At 61.3% G+C, this 21,894-nt stretch carries 17 protein-coding genes and 1 pseudogene; 7 read left to right on the top strand and 11 right to left on the bottom strand.

What is annotated here, in order from left to right; translation table 11 throughout:
• Both I6E73_RS01580 and I6E73_RS01575 read right to left on the bottom strand, forming a co-directional pair.
• On the bottom strand, positions 1–693 hold the full coding sequence (locus I6E73_RS01580; RefSeq protein WP_197122563.1) for an RraA family protein: 693 nt from the start codon (positions 691–693) through the stop codon (positions 1–3).
• Positions 680–1,849, bottom strand: a complete 1,170-nt coding sequence (locus tag I6E73_RS01575) for a mandelate racemase/muconate lactonizing enzyme family protein (protein ID WP_197122561.1) — start codon at positions 1,847–1,849, stop codon at positions 680–682. Before I6E73_RS01575 ends, I6E73_RS01580 begins: the two co-directional genes overlap by 14 nt.
• 225 nt (positions 1,850–2,074) lie before the next feature.
• Between I6E73_RS01575 and I6E73_RS01570 the strand changes: the two genes are divergently transcribed.
• Complete coding sequence (locus tag I6E73_RS01570; RefSeq protein WP_197122559.1) at positions 2,075–6,199, top strand: family 78 glycoside hydrolase catalytic domain; 4,125 nt, start codon at positions 2,075–2,077, stop codon at positions 6,197–6,199.
• Positions 6,200–6,307: 108 nt separating this feature from the next.
• Here I6E73_RS01570 and I6E73_RS01565 read toward each other — a convergent pair whose 3' ends face one another.
• From I6E73_RS01565 to I6E73_RS01545, 5 genes are read right to left on the bottom strand one after another with little or no spacing between them, the layout of a single operon-like run.
• Positions 6,308–7,282 carry an aldo/keto reductase gene (locus I6E73_RS01565; RefSeq protein ID WP_197122557.1) on the bottom strand — a complete coding sequence of 325 codons (975 nt, stop codon included), beginning with the start codon at positions 7,280–7,282 and terminating at the stop codon, positions 6,308–6,310.
• A 21-nt stretch (positions 7,283–7,303) separates the two neighbouring features.
• Positions 7,304–8,317: a LacI family DNA-binding transcriptional regulator gene (locus I6E73_RS01560; protein ID WP_197122555.1), complete on the bottom strand. Its 1,014-nt coding sequence runs from the start codon at positions 8,315–8,317 to the stop codon at positions 7,304–7,306.
• A 22-nt stretch (positions 8,318–8,339) separates the two neighbouring features.
• On the bottom strand, positions 8,340–8,810 hold the full coding sequence (locus I6E73_RS01555) for a MaoC/PaaZ C-terminal domain-containing protein (protein ID WP_197122553.1): 471 nt from the start codon (positions 8,808–8,810) through the stop codon (positions 8,340–8,342).
• Entirely contained in the window at positions 8,795–9,928 is a 1,134-nt protein-coding gene (locus tag I6E73_RS01550) for an extracellular solute-binding protein (RefSeq protein WP_197122551.1), read from the bottom strand. The genes I6E73_RS01555 and I6E73_RS01550 overlap by 16 nt, the downstream gene beginning before the upstream one ends.
• On the bottom strand, positions 9,925–11,169 hold the full coding sequence (locus I6E73_RS01545) for a CaiB/BaiF CoA-transferase family protein (RefSeq protein ID WP_197122543.1): 1,245 nt from the start codon (positions 11,167–11,169) through the stop codon (positions 9,925–9,927). Before I6E73_RS01545 ends, I6E73_RS01550 begins: the two co-directional genes overlap by 4 nt.
• A 159-nt stretch (positions 11,170–11,328) precedes the next feature.
• Between I6E73_RS01545 and I6E73_RS01540 the strand changes: the two genes are divergently transcribed.
• From I6E73_RS01540 to I6E73_RS01525, 5 genes and pseudogenes are all read left to right on the top strand, one after another.
• Positions 11,329–12,351 carry a zinc-binding dehydrogenase gene (locus I6E73_RS01540; RefSeq protein ID WP_197122415.1) on the top strand — a complete coding sequence of 341 codons (1,023 nt, stop codon included), beginning with the start codon at positions 11,329–11,331 and terminating at the stop codon, positions 12,349–12,351.
• Between the two features lie 23 nt (positions 12,352–12,374).
• Complete coding sequence (locus I6E73_RS01535; protein WP_129072562.1) at positions 12,375–13,133, top strand: SDR family oxidoreductase; 759 nt, start codon at positions 12,375–12,377, stop codon at positions 13,131–13,133.
• Between the two features lie 556 nt (positions 13,134–13,689).
• Positions 13,690–14,310: pseudogene (locus tag I6E73_RS14955) on the top strand (hypothetical protein); the annotation flags it as partial.
• A 174-nt stretch (positions 14,311–14,484) separates the two neighbouring features.
• Complete coding sequence (locus I6E73_RS14950) at positions 14,485–15,090, top strand: HEPN domain-containing protein (RefSeq protein ID WP_374189162.1); 606 nt, start codon at positions 14,485–14,487, stop codon at positions 15,088–15,090.
• 524 nt (positions 15,091–15,614) lie between these two features.
• Positions 15,615–15,857 carry a YfbU family protein gene (locus I6E73_RS01525; RefSeq protein ID WP_307784280.1) on the top strand — a complete coding sequence of 81 codons (243 nt, stop codon included), beginning with the start codon at positions 15,615–15,617 and terminating at the stop codon, positions 15,855–15,857.
• Between the two features lie 215 nt (positions 15,858–16,072).
• On the opposite strand, the gene I6E73_RS01520 is transcribed toward I6E73_RS01525, so the two are convergent.
• The 4 genes from I6E73_RS01520 to I6E73_RS01505 form a co-directional block, all read right to left on the bottom strand.
• Positions 16,073–17,215 carry a GTPase family protein gene (locus tag I6E73_RS01520; protein ID WP_231600681.1) on the bottom strand — a complete coding sequence of 381 codons (1,143 nt, stop codon included), beginning with the start codon at positions 17,213–17,215 and terminating at the stop codon, positions 16,073–16,075.
• A gap of 421 nt (positions 17,216–17,636) precedes the next feature.
• Positions 17,637–19,874 carry an LLM class flavin-dependent oxidoreductase gene (locus tag I6E73_RS01515; RefSeq protein WP_197122533.1) on the bottom strand — a complete coding sequence of 746 codons (2,238 nt, stop codon included), beginning with the start codon at positions 19,872–19,874 and terminating at the stop codon, positions 17,637–17,639.
• A gap of 101 nt (positions 19,875–19,975) precedes the next feature.
• Positions 19,976–20,404 (bottom strand): nuclear transport factor 2 family protein, encoded by a 429-nt coding sequence (locus I6E73_RS01510; protein WP_146983527.1) that lies wholly within the window; start codon positions 20,402–20,404, stop codon positions 19,976–19,978.
• Between the two features lie 45 nt (positions 20,405–20,449).
• A complete protein-coding gene (locus I6E73_RS01505) occupies positions 20,450–21,283 on the bottom strand; it encodes an SDR family NAD(P)-dependent oxidoreductase (RefSeq protein WP_197122531.1) in 834 nt (277 codons plus the stop codon).
• A gap of 97 nt (positions 21,284–21,380) precedes the next feature.
• Between I6E73_RS01505 and I6E73_RS01500 the strand changes: the two genes are divergently transcribed.
• Entirely contained in the window at positions 21,381–21,869 is a 489-nt protein-coding gene (locus I6E73_RS01500; protein ID WP_197122529.1) for a MarR family winged helix-turn-helix transcriptional regulator, read from the top strand.
• Positions 21,870–21,894: the final 25 nt, after the last annotated feature.

Raw genomic sequence — 21,894 nt, 5'->3', positions numbered from 1 at the left:
TTAGAGAATGCCGTGCCGTTCCCACACGGTGCGCAATGAATCTCCGGCGAGCAATTCTGCGAGAACCGTCGATTCATTGGATGCTCGGGCGCGAGCCCGCGTGAGCACTTCTTCTTCGCGCGACTGCGGGATCACGACTGCTCCGTCATCATCGGCCATCACGAGATCACCGGGCGCAATCAGCACCCCACCCAGCTCGACAACAACGTCGGAGGCGATGACGCGCATCCGGGCTCGAAAGTCGATGGGGCGGCGCGAACGCGAGAACGACGGAAAGCCGAGTTCGGCGATCTTGTCGGTATCGCGTAGGTTGCCGTCGGTGATGACTCCAGAGGCTTTCGCGCCCAGGGCCGCCGCGCTAAACAGTTCGCCCCAGAAGCCCGAGTCGTTGCTGCTGTCGGTGGCGATGACAATCATCTGGCCAGCGCCGATGCCGTCAATGAAGTCGATCGACTCTTTGTACGGGTCATCGAGATCTGATTCGAGCGCCGGAGCGAAGCGCACCGTGCGGGCACGGCCAAAGGCACGCGAACCCGGCGTGATGGGAGCGTACCGCTGGTTGAGTACCTGGTGGCGCAGCCCTGATTCGTCGCACGAGTCACTGAGAATCGCGGTCGTCAAGCGTTCGTCGCCGGGCTGCGGCGTGAAACCCGAGTCGCTGGTGGCGGCGCCGGCGGCGTTAGCGGATGACATGTCCACCTCCGGGGCTGAAGGGGAACAGCGCTTCGATTTCGGGAGTCAGCTGGATGCCGAGGCCGGGAGCCTTCGGAGCCACGATTCCGCCATCCTTGAAGTCGACCTCTTCCACCCGCATTGCTTCGCGCAACGGGTTGGGCAGGGTGCAGTACTCGAAGAGCTCAACGTAGGGGTTCGCAAGCACGGTGTGCAGGTTGGCGGCGAACGTAACGCCGCTGCCCCACACGTGAGGCACGGTCTTCACGCCGGCGGCGTGAGCGAGCTCGGCGACCTGCGCGAAGGCCTTGGGGCCACCCACGAAAGTGACGTCGGGCTGAGCAACGTCGAGCGCGTTGGCGTCGAGCAGTTGCGCGAAGTCCCGCACGGTTCCGTTGGATTCGACACCGGAGATCGGCACGTTCACGGCCGCACGCACGGCGGCGTAGCCAGCCACGTCATCCGCCTGGCAGGGCTCTTCGTACCAGCGGGCTCCGAGTTCGGCAGCCTTCTTGCCGACGCGAATTGCTTCGTCGACGGGCCACGGGTCAGAGGCGCAGGCCTGCACAGCATCGATGACGAACTGCACGCCCTCGGGCAGCAGCGCGGTCACGTGGTCGAGCAGCTTGATGGTGGTGTCTGGATCGGTCATGGCGCGGAACTTCACAGTGCCAAAGCCGGCTTCGATCTGAGCCGCGGCCCAGTCGGAAACCTCGCCGAAGGTGGTGCCGAGGCCGCCACTGGCGTACGACTCGATCCAGTCGCGCTTGAGGCCACCGAGCACCTCGTAGGCGGGAACGCCGAGGCGCTTGCCGACGGCATCCACGGCTGCAGTTTCGATTGCTCCAGCAACGCCGTTGAGCATTCCTCCGCGCGCCCAGAAGGCGGTGTACGCGCGAAGGTGGTCAGCGACGTCGAGCGGGTGAGCGAACTCGTGGTCGAGAACGTAGGGGCGGAAGGCATCGACGATTCCGGGTACGGCGGCGGCGGCCATGATGCCCGCTCCCGCTTCCCCGATTCCGGTGGTTCCATCAGAGAGGGTTACTTCGACGAGCGCGGCATCCCACGACCAAATGGTGCCACCTACCCACGTCAGTTCTTCTCCGGGCTGGTACCGGTGCGAAAGCAACACTGCGCGCACGGCGGTAATGGTTAGGGCTGTGTCAGTGAGTCCCATGGAAAGGGCTCCTCATTTCTAATAGCGAGCGATAGTGGTTACGGTATCTGATCAATCGTTTGATCACAAGGGTGTGAATTAGTGGTTCACCACACCCCTTGACAGGGGTAGAACGCTGCGTCACTATTGAATCGATTCAGCCTGAATCGATTCAGAGTCGAATTTCAGGAAGCAGTCCCGGTCGCTCTGCGATCGCAAAAGGCAAGGAAGCCGATGCAACTGGCAATGTCGCCAAGAGTCCTCCGTCCATCCCGAGCAGTCGCCGCCGCGTTGGCTTTCCTGCTCTTGATCACCTCACTCGCCCTCAGCACCTCAACCTTTGCGCACGCCGCCGCGGCCACAACCGCCCCGACTGGCCTGCGCATCAACGGGCTCGAGAAGCCCGCCGATCTCGATGATCTCGAAGACCCCACGTTCTCGTGGTACGTCAACACGATCGTTCAGTCTGCCTACCAAATTCGGGTCTCGAGCACCGCGGATGCCGCTGCGAACGGCAACGGTGACGTCTGGGATTCCGGCAAGGTTGCCTCCACCGACCAAACTGATGTCGCCTATGACGGAGAGCCTCTCGCTGCCGCCACTCGCTACTTCTGGAGTGTCACCACGTGGGATTCCGACGACGCTGAATCGGCATCCGCCAGTCCAACATGGTTTGGCACAGCGGTCGGCAGTGACTGGGATGCTGAACCCATCTGGGCTTCCTCCGAGTATCCTGGCGCCTCTGCCCCGTGGGTTGACTACACCCTCGACACCACGATCAGCACGACCGTTGCCCTCGGAATCTTCGTGCGCGGCGTCGATGGCTCCAACGCCTACATGTGGCAGTTCCGAGCCGACAAGAACCAGCTCGTTCCTCACACGCTGACCAACGGCAAGTACGTCGCTCTTCCCGCCGTATCGCTTCCGAGCGGTTCCATCACGCCAGACGTGCCGGTCGATATTCAGATCACCGTGTCGGGCTCGACCATCACAACATTGGTCGCTGGCGTACAAGTTGACGAACGCACCAATACTGCATTCGCTTCCGGCGGCGTCGGCTTCCGCACCGGTGGTTCCGAAGGCGGAACGGTCAGCGCCCTCACGGTCACCGCACCGGATGGCGAAGAACTGTTCACTTTTGACCCGGCTGGCTCTAGCCCACTCGCGTGCGGCTCTGTCGACAACGGGGTTATCACGGTGGGCAAGTCCAGCGCCTGCCTCCTTTCCGTTCCCGGAGCGCGAACGATCACTACCAGCTGGGCGTTCCTGCGCACCGAGGTTGAACTCAGCGACCAGGCCATCACCGGAGCAACGCTCTTCGCCACTGCTGGAGACTTCCGCACGCACAGCCAGTTCGCGTTCAAGGCGTATGTCAACGGGGAGTTTGTCGGCCTCGGCCCGACGAACCGCATCGGCACGGAGAACCGCTACGACGGGTTCGATGTCACCGCGCTACTCGAACAGGGCGACCTGAACGCTATTGGCATCCAGGCCTATTCGGCCAATGCTTCTCTTCAGAAGTTCATCGGTGAGCTCGTCGTGACCTATGCGGATGGCTCAACGGAGACCTTCGGCAGTGACGAATCGTGGACCGCTCTTCCTGGTTCACCGGTGCTTCCGGATGCTGGATCGATCAGCTCGTCGCGCTACACCGCTCCCAAGGAGAACCTCGACCTCCGCGAGTTCCCCACCGGTTACACCACCGTGGGATTCGATGACTCCGAATGGTCGGGCGCAGTCGAGAAGCCGGCCTTCCCTGATCTGCAAGCTACGCCGATCGCCAAGGTCGAGCAGCAGCTTCACGACCCGATTTCTATCGTCGATAAGGGTGATGGAAACTACTTCGTTGACTTCGGTCGCACGTGGATCGGTGGCGTCAGTTACGACATTGCCGATGGCACAGCGGGCGATACCGTCGAACTTCGCTTCGGTGAAATCACCTCGGCCGAGAACACGGTGAAGTACAAGCTCACCACGAACACCAACGAGTACCGGGATGTTGCAACACTCACCGACGGTGAGCAGACGATGGAAACGTGGGGCATGCGAGTGTTCCGCTACCTCGAGATTCTGGATGCGCCCGAGCCCGTAACCGCCGAGAACCTTCAGGCGCTGGCACTCGTCTATCCGTTCAACGAAGAAGCATCGACCTTCACGTCATCCGATGACAACCTCAACCAGGTCTATTCGCTGTCGAAGAATTCGATCGAAGCGCTCAATGCGAACTTCTACACCGATTCCTGGACTCGCGAGCGCATCAACTATGAAGCAGACGGCTACCTTCAGCTCAAGTCGTCGCTGTACCTCATGGAAGATCTCTCGCTCGGCCGCTACTCGATGGACTACTTCGCGAACAACCGCACGTGGCCTACCGAATGGCCGATGTACGTGGTGCTGGCGGTCCATGATGCCTGGCGCCAGACTGGCAATCTCGAACAGGTCGAGACGTCATACGACTCGCTCGTCGACAAGATGCCGACAAAATGGATCGATTCCGAAACGGGCCTTGTATTCAAGTCCTCCGGGTCAGACGGCTGCGCTAGCCGCACCGATTGCGACATCGTCGACTGGCCCACTAGCCAGCGTGACAACTACGAGTTCCGCGAGTACAACACGGTGATTAATGCCTTGGCGTACCGCTCGCTCGTCGACATGGCCTCTATGGCAGATGCACTCGGTCTCGATGACGATGCTGCAACGTACACCGCTCAGGCCGAACGCATGCGTGACGCTATGAACGAGTTGCTCTACAACGAAGACACCGGCAGCTACGACGATGGAATGGATGCCGACGGCGTCCTCACCGGTCACTACTCACTCCACGCGAGTGCTTTCGCTCTGTCGTTCGGAGTTCCCGAGAATGACGAGTCTGCGCAGGTTGCTGACTTTGTCGCCTCGAAGGGCATGGCGTGCAGCGTGTATTGCGCCGGCTTCTCGATCTCGGGCCTCTTCGATGGTGGAGCTGCGGATGCCGCAGTTGGCCTCCTCACCGATGAAGGTACGTCGAGCTGGATGAACATGATCAACCTCGGTGCTGGCGCAACGATGGAAGCGTGGGACCCCTCGCAGAAGAACAACCTCACCTACTCGCACCCCTGGGCTGCCTCACCGGCATTCCATGTGCCTGCAGGCCTCTTCGGCATCGAACCGATCGAGGTGGGTTACGAAACGTTCCAAGTGAAGCCGCAGCCGGGTGGCGTTGACGAGGCGCGCATCACCGTTCCGACCGTCAAGGGTCAGATTGGTGCAGCCTTCAACCATGCAGAAGACGGCACAATTCGTCTCGTCGCGGAGATCCCCGGAAACACGACGGCCGATCTAGTCGTGCCGGTTCCTGACGGAACTACCGGGGTCTACCTCAATGGAACACTGACCGGTGTCGATGTTGAGGGCGGGTTCGCGACACTCCCCGACGTGGGCGCTGGTTGCCAGGCTGTCACTGTCTCCGCCGACCCGGATGTCGCTTCTGACGACTACCTCACCGCGCTCTGCGAGCCGACGATTGCCACCGACGAGACTGCTCCCGTTCTCGCCGGATTGCCATCCGGGGTCATCTTTGCGGATGCTGCCCTTGAGCTGGCTGTCACTGCAAGTGATGCCGAGAGCGGCATCCAGTCGCTTGCTGTCACGTTCAACGGCGAGGATGTTGCCGCAGATGCAACGATCTCTGCTGAAGAACTTGCTGCGCTCGTGGGCACGGATGTCGTACTCACGGCAACAGCAACGAACGGAGATGGACTGGTCACCGAAGAGTCGGTGACTCTCACCGTGCTTCCCTTCGACGATGGGGCAATTCAACTGCCGTCGCGCGGAACGCTCTCCAACACCAGCGGGTGGGCCTATGGCTTGCACGACGGCAACTATCGCGTGGATATGAACATGTGGTGGGGCACCCAGGGCAGCGTTCTCCGTCTTTACGAGAACGGCGAATTGGTGAACACGGTTCTGCCGGAATCGACGTCGGTCTACGCGCAGAAGGCCAGCATCGACTTCACCGACAAGCCGAATGGAACGTACGTCTACACTGGCGAACTCGTCAACTCGCAGGGCGTGCGATCAACATCCACCACCACAGTGACGGTCACGTCTGCTGACCCCGGTCGCCCGACGGTGAGCCACAACAACTGGGCCAAGGCGTCGACGTTCACGGCGTTCGCGAACCTCTGGTGGGGCACGAATGCCACCGAGTATCGCTTCGAGCTCGATGGTGTTGTCGTGAGCGAAGGGGCGCTGACGGCAGAAACTCCGCTCGCGCAGTATGTGGCTGTGGAGCTTTCAGATATCGCTCCCGGAAAGCACCAGCTCGTCGTGGTGTTCGTGAACCCTCACGGCGAAACCGCCTCACAACCGGTCAGTGTGACCGTCAAGTAGAAACCGCACGAAAGCGATGAGGGGTCGGGCCGGTTGGCTCGGCCCCTCACTTCGTTAACGGAAAGAGAGCGCGATACCCGGCCGCACCTGGGCCACGCCTGCAACGTTCTAGGAGAGCGCAGCGACCAGCCCGGCAGCTTCGAGGTCAGCCCACAGCCCGTCGAGCATCGCGGCTTCGTAGCGCTCAATGTTCGAGCGCACCTGGTCGCCACCGCGAGCGCCGACCACCACCGAGACGACAGCCGGATGCCGCAGCACGTATGCAATAGCGGCTTCGGGCAGCGTCACACCGTGGGCTTCGCACGCGTCAGCTACACGGTTGGCCCGCTCAAGAATGGCGGGCGGAACAGGCCCGTAGTCGAAAGTCGCGTCGGGGCTTGGACGATTGCGACCGAGCAATCCGGAGTTGTAGACGCCGGCAACCACGATGCCGACGTTGCGTTCGAGAGCGAGCGGCATCAGGTCGGCAAGTGCGTCGTCGTCGATGAGAGTGAAGCGGCCAGCGCACATCACGAGGTCGACGTCCGCACGGCGAATTAGCTCAGCTAACGGCGCCGCCGCGTTCATGCCCGCACCGACGGCTTTCACCACGCCCTGTTCGCGTAGCTCGATGAGAGCCGCGATGCCCTCCGTCGACGCCTGCTCAAAGTGGTCGTCGGGGTCGTGCATGTAGAGCACATCGATGTGGTCGAGTCCGGTGCGGGCGAGAGATTCTTCGACTGAGCGGAGGATGCCGTCGCGACTGAAATCCCACTGTCGTGTGGTGACGGCGGGCACGGCGAAGCCCTGGTCATCCATCCGGTCTTCTCCACCGGGGTTGGGCACGAGAAGCTTGCCGACCTTGCTCGAGATTACGTATTCGTCGCGCGGGTGGGTGCGCAGTTGTTCGCCGAGGCGGCGCTCGGAGAGCCCGAGGCCGTAGTGGGGTGCGGTGTCGAAGTAACGAACTCCGGCGTCCCACGCGGCAGCAACGCCCTCTTCAACCTCAGTGTCGGTGGTTTCACGGTAGAGGTTGCCGAGTTGGGCGGCACCGAGGCCGATCTCGGTCAGTTCAAGTCCGCGCTGAGTTGATCTGGTCTTCACTGTTGACGTCTCCAGGGAGTGTTAGCGCGCCGGTGGCGCAGTAGATTCGCGCACGATCAGCTCCGGTGCTGGATCGGCAATGACACGGTCTTCGGCGGTTCCGGAGTTGATGTTATCCCACAGACTCGCCATGGCGGCACGGCCAAGTTCATACAGCGGCAAGCGCACGCACGTGAGCGGCGGCCACGCAATTTCGGCCGTCCACGTGTCGTGCATGGCCACGATCGACATGTCTTCGGGAACGCGGATGCCCAACCGTCGTGCCTCAGAGAGCACACCGTGAGCAGCGTTGATGTTGGCCACGACCACCGCGGTAGGAGGGGTCGACAACTCGGCCATCGCATCCAGAGCCTGAGCGCCCTGCTTGGGGTAGTACCCAAAGTCAGTGACAAGTTCGGGTTCGACCGTGAGCTTCGCCGCAGCCATCGCCTCGAGGAATCCGGCGAGACGACGCTGACCTGACTCCGAGGTGGGCACACCGCCGGCATACCCAATGCGGGTGTGGCCGAGTTCGATGAGGTGCTCGGTCGCGAGGCGCATCCCGGCCTCATCTTCAAGACGCACCGAGCCACCGCTGCCGGGGTTGATCGTGTTGATGGAGATCACGGGCAGGCCGCTGTCGGTCACGGTGCGCAGGTCGTCGCCACTCAAGTGGTCGCCGAACTGCACGAGAACACCATCGACTCGGCCCTCGCCCATGAGGCGCGGGATGGACTCTTCGCCCTCGGGCAACCGTTCGGTGCTCGCGATCAGCACCATGTAATCCTTGGTTCTGGCTTCCTCTTCGACACCGCGCATGAGCTCGGCGAAGATGGCGTTCGTGACGCCGGGCACGACAAGGCCGACCGCGTGCGTGCGCGATGACTTGAGCGCCCGCGCCGTGAAGTTGGGCCGGTAGTTGAGTTCTTTCGCGGCATCGTGAATGCGCTGCCGGGTTGCCACGCTCACCCGCACGCCCGGCTTTTCGCTCAGCACACGCGAGACCGCCGACACCGAGACTCCGGCGCGGGTTGCAACATCACTCAAAGTAGCCATGGTTGCCAGTGTATTCGGGCAACTACTCGCTGGTACGTCGATTGACCAAATACAGGTGGGTCAGCACCATCACGGTGTCACCATGTTGATTGGTTACCGTCACCAGTTCGTGCAGGTAGCCCGCCTCCTCCGGTCGCTTCGCGTGCAACGACATTTCGTTGATCTCCGCCGTCACTCGAATGGTGTCGCCGATAAAAACGGGGCGGATGAAGCGGATGCGGTCATAGCCATAACTCATCGCCTGCGGGTTAATGTCGCCCGCTGTCATTCCCACCGCAACGGAGAGGATTAGCGTGCCGTGCGCGATGCGCTGCCCGGCGGGCTGCGTCGCCATCCATTCGGCATCCATGTGGTGCGGAAAGAAGTCGCCGGTCTGGCCAGCGTGCAGCACGATGTCGGCTTCGGTGATGGTGCGGCCGACGGTCTCGCGACGCTCCCCTACCTCGTGGTCGTCATACCAGCGGTCTTTCGTGAGCATCAGCGCACCAGCCATTCTGCGACGCCCGCATCGAGGCGTTCGCGTAGTTCAGCAATTGTGATCTCGCCCAAGAGGGCTGCGGTCACGAGCGGGGACACCGCATTTTGCAGTTCGATGTAGGTCGCGAAGCGAGGGCGCAGGTAGGCGCCTTCGAGCGTTGCGCGCGTGCCGGTGAAGAAGTCGAGGCTGTCGGCGTTGGTGCGGGCGCTTTCCCACGCGACCGCATTGCCGGGCTGGCCGCCACCGTCGTAGTACGAGCTCTCTTGCACGTCGCCCGAGGCGAGCCAGAAGGCGTGCGCGATCGCGGCATCCATGACCTGGCTGCGTGACGAGACTGCGATTCCAGCGCCACCGAGCAGCGAACCGGCAAGGCCGCGCGTCGAGCTCGGGATGTCGATGTACTGAACGCGGTTCGACCGGTAGCCGGCACGCGAATAGTTCGTGTAACCAAAGAGCAACGGCGAGTACGCGAAGGTGTCGCTCTCGGCGAGCACATCAGCGACCTGAATCGGGTTGAAGCCGGCGTTGTCAGCGGGCACCAAGCGGGCCAAGCGCGTGAGCAACTCCATCGAACGAGTCAGTACGTCTTCGGAGAGGAAAACACCGGACGTCGCCATCGGGTCTTCGCCGAGTCCTGCGGCAATCGTGATGAGGCTCGAGTAGGAGTCGACCGGCTTGAACGGCCAGAGCACCCGGCCTTCTTCGGCGAGCGCGATCACCTCGGGCCAGGTGCGAGGCGGTGCCTCAAGAAGATCGGGGCGGTACGCGGCAACCTGCGCGGCAGCGTCGAGCGCGAGGCCCCACTGCTGGCCGAGGTGTTGGTACGACTCGTGCGAGCGCCCGACCGACTGCGTTGCCAGCGTGGCCAACTCGGCGTCAAAGCCGCGCCCGTTCAGCGGAGTGAAGAGTTTGTCTTCTGCCGCAACCGGAATGTGCGGATGATCGATCACGAGCAGGTCGTATTGCTCAACCAGACTCTCCAGATCTTGGTCGGCAAAAGCCTGCAGTGAGCGGTACTCCCATTGCACCTCGACATCGGGAGCCACCGAGCGATACGCTTCGGCCGCCTTCACGACGCTGCCGTAGCCGCGTTCGTGTTCCCACGTCATTCCGCGAACGATGGTCGGGCTCATGCGGAGGCCTCCTGAGTTGCGGCGGGAGCGGCGCCGGCAGCTGCGGCTGCGGCAGCAGCGCGCGACGGGAACTCGGCCCGCACGCTGTCGTTGTCTTCTCCGAGAGTCGGGGCTGCTTTAGTGCTCGTGAGAATTTGGCCGTCAACGCGGATGGGACTGCGGGTCGTCAGCAGGTCGTTGCCTCCGCGGCTGACGGGCTGCGTCATCCGAATCGCTTCGAAGCCGCCTGAGGCCAGCAGTTCGTCGAGCGTGAGTACGGGAGCGCACCACACGTCGCCGGCATCGAGAATGTCGAGCCACTGCTGGGTGGTGCCGGTCGCGAAGTGCGCGGCGAGAACTTCTTCGACATACTCTTGGCGATCCCAGGCGAGCTGCGGGTCGAGCATGGCGCTGAGTTCTGCAATGCCGAGCAGGTCGCCCAGTTTCGGCAGTGGATTCATGGCCATGGCGATGTAACCATCAGTGGTGGGATACGTGCCGTAGGGCGCCGCCAAGAAGGCATGAGCCGAGTGCTCGCCGTGGCGCTGCACCGTGATGCTGTCGTCGTTGAGCTTGGTGCTCAGCAGCTCGAACTGCAGGTCGAGCATCGCTTCGAGCAGGCTGGTCTGCACGAGGCCGCCCTTGCCGGTGCGGAACTTGCGCACGAGAAGCGCGGTGACTCCCTGGGCGATGTGGCAGCTCATCAGGTGGTCGGCGATCGAGAGCCCGACCGGCACGGGGCCGTCGGTCTTGGAGCCGTTGAGCCACGGGATGCCCGACATCGACTGAGCGAGCAGGTCTTGCCCCGGGCGATCTTTCCACGGGCCCTCTTCGCCGTAGCCGGTCGCGCTGGCGTAGACGATGCCGGGGTTGATGGCGCGCACGGATTCAAAGTCGAGCCCGATGCGCTCCATTACGCCGGGGCGGAAATTCTGGATGATCACGTCGGCACGTTCGACGAGCTCTTTCACGTAGGCGAGGTCGTCGGCGACCTTGAGGTCAGCGGTGATCGACTCCTTGTTGCGGTTCATCGCGTGGAACGAAACAGTGTCGCCGTCGAACTCGCGACCGGCGAAAGCGAGGGTGCGACCGATGTCTCCCGTGCCGGGGCGTTCGATCTTGATGACGCGGGCTCCGAGGTCGGCGAGACGCATCGCTGCGACTGGTCCGGCCAAGAATTGGCTGAAGTCCAGAACAAGGATTCCCTCGAGGGGGCGGTCCAGTGGCGCAGACTCCGTTGGTGCGCCGTGGTGGTCAGTCATTGCTGTTCAGCCTTCTGTAGATACTCGTGAACAATCGTTTGATCATGCTAGTATGACGCAGAAATAGGCGCAAGGGAAACAGTGCTTCAGACGGGCCGCATTCCGGCATCCGGCTCACACTCGACCTGGGCGCACCACTAATCGCAAAGGAGCGCACCAGTGCTGAGCGTGAGTTATGTAGGCGAGCAACGCCTTGAGGTCAAAGAGTACGAACCGAAGCCTCCGGCCGCCGGCGAAGTTCAAATTGCGGTCGCCTACAACGGGCTGTGCGGCACCGATATGCACATCCTGCACGGCAATATGGATGCCCGCGTGCAGTTGCCTTTGACCTTCGGTCACGAGATGAGCGGCACCATTTCCGCTCTCGGCAATGGCGTTGACGGCTGGAACGTCGGCGACCACGTCACGGTCATGCCGCTCTGGTGGGACAACACCTGCCCCGCCTGCCTCGCCGGCAACCAGCACATTTGCCAGAACCTCGACTTCATCGGCATCGACTCCCCCGGCGCCCTGCAGGGCAAATGGAACGTTCCCGCCGAAACGCTCGTTGCGTTGCCGCCCGAGCTGCGCCTCGATCACGCCGCACTCGTCGAACCCACCGCTGTTGCCGTGCACGATGTGCGCCGTTCGGGCCTCAAGCCCGGCGACAAGGCCGTGATTATCGGTGGCGGCCCCATCGGTGTTCTCATCGCCTCCGTCGCCCGCGAATTTGGCGCTGAGGTTGCCGTCATCGAAATCGATGCTGCCCGCCGTGCTCAGATCGACGCCCTCGGCTTCACAACCCTCAGCCCCCTCGAAGTTGATCAGGTCGCCTGGGTCAACGAGTGGACCGGGGACGCCGGAGCCGACGTTGTCTTCGAAGTTTCGGGTGCTGCGGCCGCCGTGCTCGGCGCGACCGACCTCGCGAAGGTGCGCGGAACTCTCGTGGTTGTCGCCATCCACCCCACGCCGCGCGAGATCAACCTGCAGCGCGTCTTCTGGCGCGAACTCACGATTATGGGAGCGCGCGTCTACCAGCGCACCGACTTCGAAAAGGCGATCGAACTGCTTGATGGCGGCGTCATCCCGGCCGATCTGTTGATCACGCGCATTGTGCCGCTCTCACAAACCAGCGAAGCTTTTGCTGACCTTGCCGCCGGTAAAGCAATGAAAATTCTCGTGGATGTCGCGGGCCAAAAGTGAGCACGGCAGAGAAAGGCAACCCCATGAACGGCATGTTTGACCTCACCGGAACCACCGCGGTCGTCACCGGCGCCCGTCGCGGAATCGGCTTCGCCATGGCCGAGGCACTCGCCGCCGCCGGCGCGAACATCATCGGCGTCAGCGCCACGATCGAAGCTTCGGGCAGCGACATCGAAAAGGCAGTCACCTCGTACGGCCGCACTTTCGAAGGTATCGCGTGTGACTTCGCCGACCCGGATGCCGTAGCCGCTCTGGGCGAGACTCTCTCGACCCGCAATGTGGACATTCTCGTCAACAATGCCGGAACCATCGAGCGCGCCCCCGCCGTCGACCACCCCACCGAGCTGTGGGATCGGGTCATTCAGGTGAACCTGTCGAGTCAGTTCACCCTCACGCAGGCCATCGCTCGCTCGATGATCGAGCGCGGTCGCGGCAAGATCATCTTCACGGCATCGCTGCTCAGCTTCCAGGGCGGCATCAACGTTCCCGGTTACACGGCAGCAAAGTCGGGCATCGCCGGTCTCACGAAAGCACTCTCGAACGAGTGGGCCGGCAAGGGCATCACCGTGAACGCGATCGCCCCCGGCTACATCGCGACCGACAACACCCAGGCGTTGCAAGACGACCCCGACCGCTCGAAGGCAATCCTCGACCGCATCCCCGCCGGTCGCTGGGGCGTCGGCAGCGACCTCGCGGGTGCCACCGTGTTCCTCGCCTCGCGCTCCTCCGACTACGTCTCGGGCGCAATCCTCAACGTGGATGGCGGCTGGCTCGGCCGCTAGTCCTCACCCTCAGACTGTTGGCATCCATCCTCGTCGGTGGGTGCCGACAGTTGTTTCTGGGCATGCCGTAAACGTGCAGCGAAAGCAGCACCTGTAATTGCTGACATCGTCTTGTAGCGCCATCTAAGGAGCCCTTTCAAGATTCAGATCCGGACACTCTTTATAGGGTGCTCGAAACTCAAAAGACCGAGACATCCCGAGCTCCCGATCTCGGCTAGAAGTGATGCCAGTTGGGGATCCCGATCTGGAGCATGCCAAGTCGGCCCTGAGAGACGAACCCCGCCTGCATTTGCCCCTCGGCGTGGGTCCGTGCGTGCATGCCGAGAACCGTTCGAGCGCAGTTGGTCTTACACGTAGGATCGTTGCCCGCCCGCTGAAGTTCTGGAGGCGGCGTCTGTTCGAATGTCACGAGAGCAGCAATTTGCCGGGACAGCACAGCGTACCCGCCCTAACAGCGATTCCCGAAGAATCGGCCTCAATACAACAGGTGAACTATTCGAACGCCTATCGCGTCTGATTCTTAGCCCTAAAGGCCACCTGCTGAGAGACTGGCTGCATGATCACGCCTCGCCTTCTTCCGGACTGGACTCCTAATACTTCATTTACCGGCAATTGGTGGCCCAAGGGCAGCCCCGCCCTTTGCTACCCAGGAGTTCTCTCGGTCGAACGAGGGTTAGGTCGCCTAACTGTGACGGCCCCACCCATCGGGCAGGCAGTGTTCGCTTTCGGGGATGCGTCCACAATTCACGGCTCAGTCGATGGCGAGGAGGGAGCGAAACAGGTCACACTTTGGGATCGCGCAAGCGGCTACCTCGAGCACGCAAGCAACGGGACGGACCATGTCCGAAATTACACACATGTAATCGTGGGTGCGCACCTTGACGAAGACGCCGCTGCTTGTTTTCGATATTCAGCCGTTTCGTTCCACGACCTTGGGGTTTGGAGCAGGTTCCGACAGCCCGTTCCTGAAGGAACCGCTGATGGAGATTTGCCCCACCACACGGTCGCAACTTTGAATAGCCCCTACCAAGACATGTTCGATGTGCCTTACACGGTCACCGTAACGCTCGAATACCCTAGCCGCGTCGAAACGAACGAGCGACTCCAAAGCGGTGCGATGATCAACCATCGAGATCAGGATGCTCGTGTCGTATTCGCCGTGCAGCCGCCCGCTCCGGCGCAGTTCCATGAGTTGCTTCTCCAAGACTTTCAAGCCCTTCTAACCTTTTGCTACCAGTCTGGGGCTCCACTTCTCGGAGAGTGGATGGGTACAGATCCGACGCACCTTTACCCCGTGTACCTTCGGGATACTTTTCGAGAGCGTACTGTGAGGAGGCTCGGAGCCTGTCAGATGATCGTCACACCCGACCAGCAGCAGTTTGGGGAACTAGTTGAAAGCTGGTGGAAATTGTTGGACGAAGAGTTTCCTGCACCTCAAGTCATAACAACATATCTCCATCTCAACAGAGGGCTACGAGAGCAATCCACCGCGTCGGCGTTAGCCGCCACAGAGAATATCCACTCGAGCGTGGGGTCAAGCGATCAACGCTTTCCCCCAGAATTCCTCAATGAGAATAGGGCCAGAGTCAAAGTGGCTTTTCCTGGAGCGGATTTTGCCCCATTCCGTGAATTCCTCTATGAGAAATTTCAAGAAAACCGCCCTACGCTCGACACCAGACTTCAAGAGCTTGTCGAAGCTATCGGCTCAACACGAATGGAACATCTTGAAATCAACCGAGCGGACTGGATAAAGCTTTTCAAGCGTGTGCGCAATAAGCTCGCACACACTGGAGCACACGTACCTCGCCGCGGTGACTCAGGCGAAGACCTTAAGACGATCAATGCCCAAACCCGAGCCATCCTGACGCTGCTCATACTGGCTCGAATGGGCATTCATGAGGATGCACTTGACCGATCAGCCCTTGTTCTCGGCAGGTTCCCCCATCGCTCATGGTGATGCCAAGATGCTCTTCCAGCTCAAATCTGAGTCTCGCAACCGAACCGAGGCGGCGAAAGAGCACGCAATTTGCAGATCTCGCCCTTCCGCTAGGCGGATCGTCTCGAAACCCTAGGAAAGTGAGGCTCCATGCTCGCGAAGCATGGGACTCCTCCGGTGTTCTGGTCGCTCCCGGACAGTGCACTATTTTGTACTCAGTCCTTTCGTCTGTGAAATTTCGGCGAGATGCAACAGAATATGGGCGCTATCAACGCCCGGGCGGAAGATCACGTCTACGAACAGCTGAAGGATCTCGCGGATTTCTCAGGGACACCTCTTAGCGCCTTTGTGCACGATCTACTTCGAGACGCCCTGATTCCAGTCATTGATTGATCTAGGAGTCACGGCTGTCAGGAAGCACCTGAAAGCTTCTAAGTGCGTGGCCACCGGGCCCTAACGCTTCTTCACCTAATACTTGCTCGAGTCCTCCCCGACGATGCGAATGATCCTGAAAGGGAAGAAAGGACCAACTCAAGCATGCTCAGATTATCGAATCAGGATTCGTGGGGCAGCACCGGTCTGAGATCGCCGGCTCCCAACCGGAGTTGTCCCCAAAAGACAGCCATCGCGTCGTAGAGAGCCTAACGCTGCTCCGCATGGCCACATTCAGCATCAGCCACCTCACCGAAGCGGAGACACCAGTTGATCCGCAGCTCGAACACCAACTGCATTTCCGAGGATTCGATCACAATGATCTGCTGGAGGGCCGCATGGCGCGATCCCTCTAGTTCCTCATGAGTGACGGGGACCACTGAGCCGAACTCATCCCCCAAGTCAAGCAAAGTGACAGCGGCAACTCACACAGGCAAATACTGGAGACCTACGAGCACGTGCTCACTAACCGCCGTCGTACTAAACCGGCTCGTGTGCACGCAGATTCAACCTTCGAACCGTGGGCGCTTCAGGAGCCCCCGCGAAGAATGCACCCCCGATTGGAACAGTTCTAGATGGCGCTTCCGCTCTTGCCCGCACGTACCGTCTCAAACCAAATCGCGAATTGCTTCTGGAAAAGTTCACGCACCATTTCACTATCGAGTGCCCCATTGGCATCCTTGAGACGACCTTGGGTTAGCTCGCCACATACGGCCGCCCACGCGTAGCCGACCGCCAAAGTGAACGAGGCCGCGACACCCGCGGATATCACGCCGCCCACAATCGTGCCCGCGCCAGGTATCAACTTCAAAAGCCCCACAACGGCGCTCTTACCTGCTGAAGCAAGAAGGGTTGTAGCGACAGTTGACGCCAATGCTGCCGTCTCCATCCTCACGCCGTAGATGGCCGCCACCTTCGCCATCATGCCGAGCTGGATCGGAATCAGTACGCCGGCGTCGGCTATCGGGATGGGAATCGCCCCAACAGTTAACGCGAGCGACGAAGCCACGCGGACAACGTTCTGAGCTTGTTTCCGCTTGCGGCCCATGTCGATCTTTTGCGCTGCGGCAAGGGCTGCTTCGACTCCTTCTGGAGCAACACGAAACGTGGCATCCAACAGATCCTGCAAACCATGTTCGACCTGACCGGTAAAGTCGTCTCCGGCAGCCATCACTAGGATTGGGCGGCCGCCAACGATCGGCAAATCAAGCTCCGCCATGTGTTCGGCAAGTGTGACCGCGTCACCATGATGCTCCCCATGGCGCGACGGCACTTGGGTCATCACTGCAATTACGGGAAGACCAAGTTTGTGTAGTTGGCGAATAAATTCAGCCTCTGTGTCCTCGAACCGACGATCGGTCGCGCGAACGCAATACCAGGCCACGTGAATGTGCTCTGCGAGCTCGCCTTCACGCATCCGCTTGACATACTCACCGAGCTCCGAGATCAGCTCGTCGGTGTCTTTCCCAATCTCTAGGCCGCGAGTATCAAGCAGGCCGAGGAATCCTGCGAGATGTAAGTAGAGATGATCTTCCTTGGTGACCGGCTCACCGATCCCGGTGGGAGCAACCTCTTCCCCGAAGACCGCATTGATCAGCGTGGATTTACCCACCCCTGTCTTTCCAAAGATCGCCAAGTTGAAGCGACCCATCGTGTCCGCCTGTTCCTGCCATTTCTGACGGAACGCCTCCTGGGACCAACTGTCTTCTGCCATCACGCGCTCTCTCTTCTCGCCCCTAATCGCCTATTTGAATGAGTCGAAATCAATCTCGACCGACGTGCTAAAAACCTCCACTCGAATAGTTACGTCCCTCACTGTGCCCTATGGATGGATCGAAGCAGTTTTACCCACGCCATGGTCGCCGGAACCTATCGGCTCACTTCACACAATGCCTTTTTACAAATATCGATCGAATCATCGATAAATCGCACTATTTATTTGTTCCTAAACGGACGCCGTTCAGCCACGCCGAGCGAGACACTCTCGACCCGGCACGTAGGAATCCGCATCGACAACGCCGAGGAGGTCACTCAGGCGCAGCAAGACGACCCGACCGCTCGAAAACGATCCTCAACGTAGATGGCGGCTGGCTCGGCCGCTAGCTCTCCCCCAGCAGACTGTCCCTCCGGCGGCGTTACGCCTGCGCCGCCGGAATCACCGAGAAGTTGTCGCGGAACAGCCCCTGCGGGTCAACGCGCGCCTTGATGTCGCGAAGACGCGAGAGTGTCGGCGGCGGGAAGGCATCGTGGATTCGCTCAGGGTCGAGCGATGTTTCGAAGCTCAAGTAGGTTCCGCTGAGGAAGGGCTTCACCTTGGCCCACTCTTTGGCGAGGCGTTGGGCGTTGGAGCTGCCCGCACTGATCGCAAAGTTTGCTGACCGATGAGCGTAGGCCGTGGCATCCGCCGCAACATCTGAGACGGCACCGCCGACGCAGCGAATCTGGATGAACGTGCTGGCCCCGCTTTCGATGAAGCGCGCCAACGCCTCGGCAACGTCAGGCGTGAGGTGCTCGATCAGGCCGGATGCTGAAACGGGTTCGCCCCGCCCGGAATGTGGTGCCGGGCTGGCATTGCCCATCAGCGCGCTGTACGGCAGAAGCTGAACGGATTGGCTGGTGAGGGGTGCGATTTCGGCGAGCGGCTGCAGTCGGTTCAGGATGGTGTCTGGTTCGTCTGACGCCACAGCACCCAAGACGTTGACGCCAACGTACGGCGCCGAGTTTTGGCGAACGATCGCAAGCTCGGTCGTGAGGTCGCGGGGAGCTTCCTCCATCGCAGCACCCCACCGCTCGAGCAGCTCCGGCATGTTTCCGGGATCGAAACCCAGCTGGGCGAATCCGATGTCGGCGACTTCCTCCACCACAAAGTCGAAGCTGACGACGATTCCCATGTTGGCGCCGGCACCGCGGATCGCCCAGAACAGCTCCGGGTTCTCTTCAGCGCTGGTGTGCACGAGCGAGCCATCGGCCAACACGATGTCGGCGGCGATGAGATGGTCGATCGTGAGCCCCTGTTGGCGTGCGAGCCAGCCGACGCCGCCCGCCGTCGCGAGCCCACCCACTCCTACTCCGCCGTAGTCGCCGGAGCTCAACGCCCAGCCTTCGTCGCCCAAGACGGTCGCGACGTCAGACCACCGAGCACCCGGCCCGATGCGTACGGTCTTCGCTTCGCGGTCGAGAATCTCGATCGAGTTCAGTTCTTTGAGGTCGATGACCAGGCCACCATCGTTGGTGCTTCGGCCGCTGATACCGTGGCCTCCGCTGCGCACAGCAAGCTCAAGATGGCGATGAGTGCGCGCGAACTCGACGCTCTCGACAACCTCTTCCACGGTGCTGGGCTGCAATACCAGCCCCGGGGAACCGCCGCGCATGTAGGTGGATTTCACACTGGAAAAGTTGTAGTCGCCGGGCTCGATAACGCGCACGCCCTCGGGCGCAGCGTCATAGTCAATCCCACTTCGCCGCGCGGCGACCGCTGCGGCGCTCTTCACTTCGGCCGGCTCAAGGCCCGTGCGGGCTCGCTCCGTCGCGACCAATTCGCGTACCGCAGGCATCACTTCTTCGGCGAAGAGCTGCAAGACCATCGCGCTGTCGTTGGCCAGGATGAACGTACTCGCACCGTCTTCTAACGCCAGCGTTGCAAGCTGCTCAGCCCAGCCATCCAGACCAGTCTGAGGAACGGTGATGTTGGCGAGCCGGCGAATTTCGCGAGGATCGCGGCCGGCCGACACTGCAGCCTTGTCGATGGTGGCGTTGCCACGTGCGAAATCTCCGGGCTGGAGATACCCCAACGACGGCAGCCAGCCATTGGCTTTGCGGCCAATGAGGCGCAGGCCGCGCGGTTTGAGAGCGCCAATCCAGATCGGAATATCGTGGGCTGCGAGCGGTCCGCGTTGGGCGCCGCGAACGCTGTGCACGGAGCCATCCAAGCGCAATAGGTGGCGGTTTCCGGCATCCCAGATTCCGCGCATGATGTCGATCGCCTCTTCGAGTGCGGTGATCGATTCTCCGGGAGTGAGCCGCGGAACGCCCATGGCGACCACAGCATCCCAGAACGCCCCCGCCCCCAACGCCATGTCGATGCGCCCGCCCGATAGAAGGTCGAGGCTGCTCGCCGCTCGCGCCGCGACAGCGGGATTACGCAACGGAACGTTCATGACGTTCGGCGCAATGTGAATGCGGTCAGTTCTCGCCGCAACGTACGAGATCAACGTCCAGGTGTCGAGGAACGAGGGTTGGTAAGGGTGGTCTTGAAAAGTGACGAGATCGAAGCCCAAAGACTCCACGAGCTGCGCCGTTTCGACGGGTGCTTGCGGCGATGCATTCGCGGGTGTCACAAATGCGCCGAATTTCAACGGATGACCGTAGTCCATGAGGGCTCCAATTCTGAGGTAAAGATTTTAGACAGAGAGGCAGTACGCCGGGTGTTCGACCGAGGCCAACATCCGCGGCGCACTGCCGCAACAGGGTTCGGTTAGAACATTCCGTGACCGTTGACGGGGCTGACCGCGGCCGTGATGGGCTGAAGAACATCCCAGTGCTCGAGGGCAACGCCGTCGGCATCCATCTTCCAAATGTCGACGCCTGCCACGCCCAGGTCGTCAGCGTCATCGTTGTACAGGTTGAGGAAGTTGACGTGTGCCCACACCCAGTCGCCAGAAGCAATGATGCGGTGGATGACGACGCGCGCGTTCTGGCGCTGAGCCGTCAGCGCGGCGAAGGTAGCACCGAGTCCGGCAGCGCCATCCGGCAGCAGCGGGTTGTGCTGAATGTATTCGTCGGCGACGAGCTTGTTTGCCGCCTCAACCGAGTTCTTCTGGTTGATGGCTTGCTCATAGAAGTCGATGAGGTTGTTCTTGTTACGAACGGCACGCTCGTCGGTGGGGTCTACTGCTTCAATCATGATCTGTTTCCTTTTCTATGGGTGGGATGGGTTAGGCGGTGTTGGTTAGGCAAGAGTGAGACGCAGGGCGTCCTGCTCCTCGGGGGTTGAGGAGCTAAGGAACTGCACGAGCTGCGCAGCGTCGTCACCGATCGTGGCGGTGCTGGGGGCAGGGGTGCGTTCGGCGATGTCCACAACTTCGGATGCGGCTGCCGCCGAAGTGAGGCCCTTCGCTTGACCGTCGTTGAACCCCGCCGCAAAACGAGCAAGAGCTTCGCCGTAAAGTTCGCGCTGGTCGTCGGTAAGAGAGTTCGTGAGTTCGCCGAGGAGAGCGGCCGACTTGGCGGGGCCTCCCGTGAGCATGCTGCCGGGCTGGATAATCGTGACCTCAACCCCGAAGCGGTGAAGTTCGGTGCGGTAGGCCTTCATCAGCGCTTCAACGGCGATCTTGGAGGCAGCGGATGGCGCGTTGAACGCCATCGGAAATGCGGCCGAAATGGTGCTGATCTGAACGATTCGCCCCTGAGCTGCACGCAGCTGCGGCAGGAACGCGTTGACAACAGTGAGCGGCGCGAAGGTGTTGACTTCGAATTCTTGGCGAATCGCGTCAAGAGGCACTAGCTCAAGCGGGCCTGGGGTCAGGATGCCCGCGTTGTTGATGAGCAGGTTGACCTTTCCCCCCGACTTGGCCGCAACATTTGCGGCCCAGATACGCACGGCATCAGGGTTCGTGATGTCAACGCGGGAGAGAACAATGCGCGGGTTGCCACTTGCCGGCTCGCTACTGAGCGTCGTTCCGTACACGGTGTAACCCTTCGCTGCGAGCTCCTCGGCAATGTCTTTGCCGAGCCCGCTCGCCGCGCCCGTTACTACCGCGGTCGCGCTTTCGTGTTCGTTCATGGTCTCGCCTTTACCGATCTCGAGCCTGTCGCCCGGTGAGAATTTACTTGACTGGGCAACTATAACACTTACTTGCTTGATCAAGTACAATTGCGTTATGGCTCACCACAACAACGGCATGACCCGCGACGAAAAGGCTCTAATGCAGGCACTCTCGCGGGCGATTAGCGTCGTACCGCGCGTGCTCGATGCCGACCTTCAGCGCGACCAGCAGTTGCCTCTCACCGACTACTTCGCCCTCACCTACCTCTCTGAGGCAGAAGGCCAGCGCCTGCGCATCAACGAAGTCGCCACCCGGCTATCGATGACCATCAGCGGCGCGACTCGCACCGTGAACCGCCTCGAAGCCCTCGAGCTTGTCGCCCGAGAACGCTCCGCTAGCGACGGTCGGGGCGCGGATGTCGTACTCACCGACGTCGGCCTGAAACGCCTCAAAGCGGCCTGGCCCAGCCACCGCGACAGCGCCCGTCGGCGCGTGCTCGACCGTCTCGACGCGAACGAACTCGCGGTCCTCACAAAGGCACTGAACAGCATCGGCGCAGAACCCGACGATTTCGATTCCACGGACTGCCCTCCCCAATCCTGAAACCACCCTGGCGACGACATCACGG

The organism is Salinibacterium sp. SWN248, from assembly GCF_015864575.1.
In the GTDB taxonomy this organism is placed as follows: Bacteria; Actinomycetota; Actinomycetes; order Actinomycetales; family Microbacteriaceae; genus Rhodoglobus.
The sequence above is the reverse complement of the archived record's forward strand: the minus strand, read 5'-3'. Positions and strand labels throughout refer to the sequence as shown.

Excerpts from the sequence above, each read along its gene's own strand:
- I6E73_RS01580 (WP_197122563.1), bottom strand. The coding sequence starts at position 693 with ATGTCATCCGCTAACGCCGCCGGCGCCGCCACCAGCGACTCGGGTTTC.
- I6E73_RS01515 (WP_197122533.1), bottom strand. The coding sequence starts at position 19,874 with ATGGACTACGGTCATCCGTTGAAATTCGGCGCATTTGTGACACCCGCG.
- I6E73_RS01570 (WP_197122559.1), top strand. The coding sequence starts at position 2,075 with ATGTCGCCAAGAGTCCTCCGTCCATCCCGAGCAGTCGCCGCCGCGTTG.
- I6E73_RS01535 (WP_129072562.1), top strand. The coding sequence starts at position 12,375 with ATGAACGGCATGTTTGACCTCACCGGAACCACCGCGGTCGTCACCGGC.
- I6E73_RS01510 (WP_146983527.1), bottom strand. The coding sequence starts at position 20,404 with ATGATTGAAGCAGTAGACCCCACCGACGAGCGTGCCGTTCGTAACAAG.
- I6E73_RS01500 (WP_197122529.1), top strand. The coding sequence starts at position 21,381 with ATGGCTCACCACAACAACGGCATGACCCGCGACGAAAAGGCTCTAATG.
- I6E73_RS01560 (WP_197122555.1), bottom strand. The coding sequence starts at position 8,317 with ATGGCTACTTTGAGTGATGTTGCAACCCGCGCCGGAGTCTCGGTGTCG.
- I6E73_RS01575 (WP_197122561.1), bottom strand. The coding sequence starts at position 1,849 with ATGGGACTCACTGACACAGCCCTAACCATTACCGCCGTGCGCGCAGTG.
- I6E73_RS14950 (WP_374189162.1), top strand. The coding sequence starts at position 14,485 with ATGATCGTCACACCCGACCAGCAGCAGTTTGGGGAACTAGTTGAAAGC.
- I6E73_RS01555 (WP_197122553.1), bottom strand. The coding sequence starts at position 8,810 with ATGGCTGGTGCGCTGATGCTCACGAAAGACCGCTGGTATGACGACCAC.
- I6E73_RS01550 (WP_197122551.1), bottom strand. The coding sequence starts at position 9,928 with ATGAGCCCGACCATCGTTCGCGGAATGACGTGGGAACACGAACGCGGC.
- I6E73_RS01505 (WP_197122531.1), bottom strand. The coding sequence starts at position 21,283 with ATGAACGAACACGAAAGCGCGACCGCGGTAGTAACGGGCGCGGCGAGC.
- I6E73_RS01545 (WP_197122543.1), bottom strand. The coding sequence starts at position 11,169 with ATGACTGACCACCACGGCGCACCAACGGAGTCTGCGCCACTGGACCGC.
- I6E73_RS01520 (WP_231600681.1), bottom strand. The coding sequence starts at position 17,215 with ATGGCAGAAGACAGTTGGTCCCAGGAGGCGTTCCGTCAGAAATGGCAG.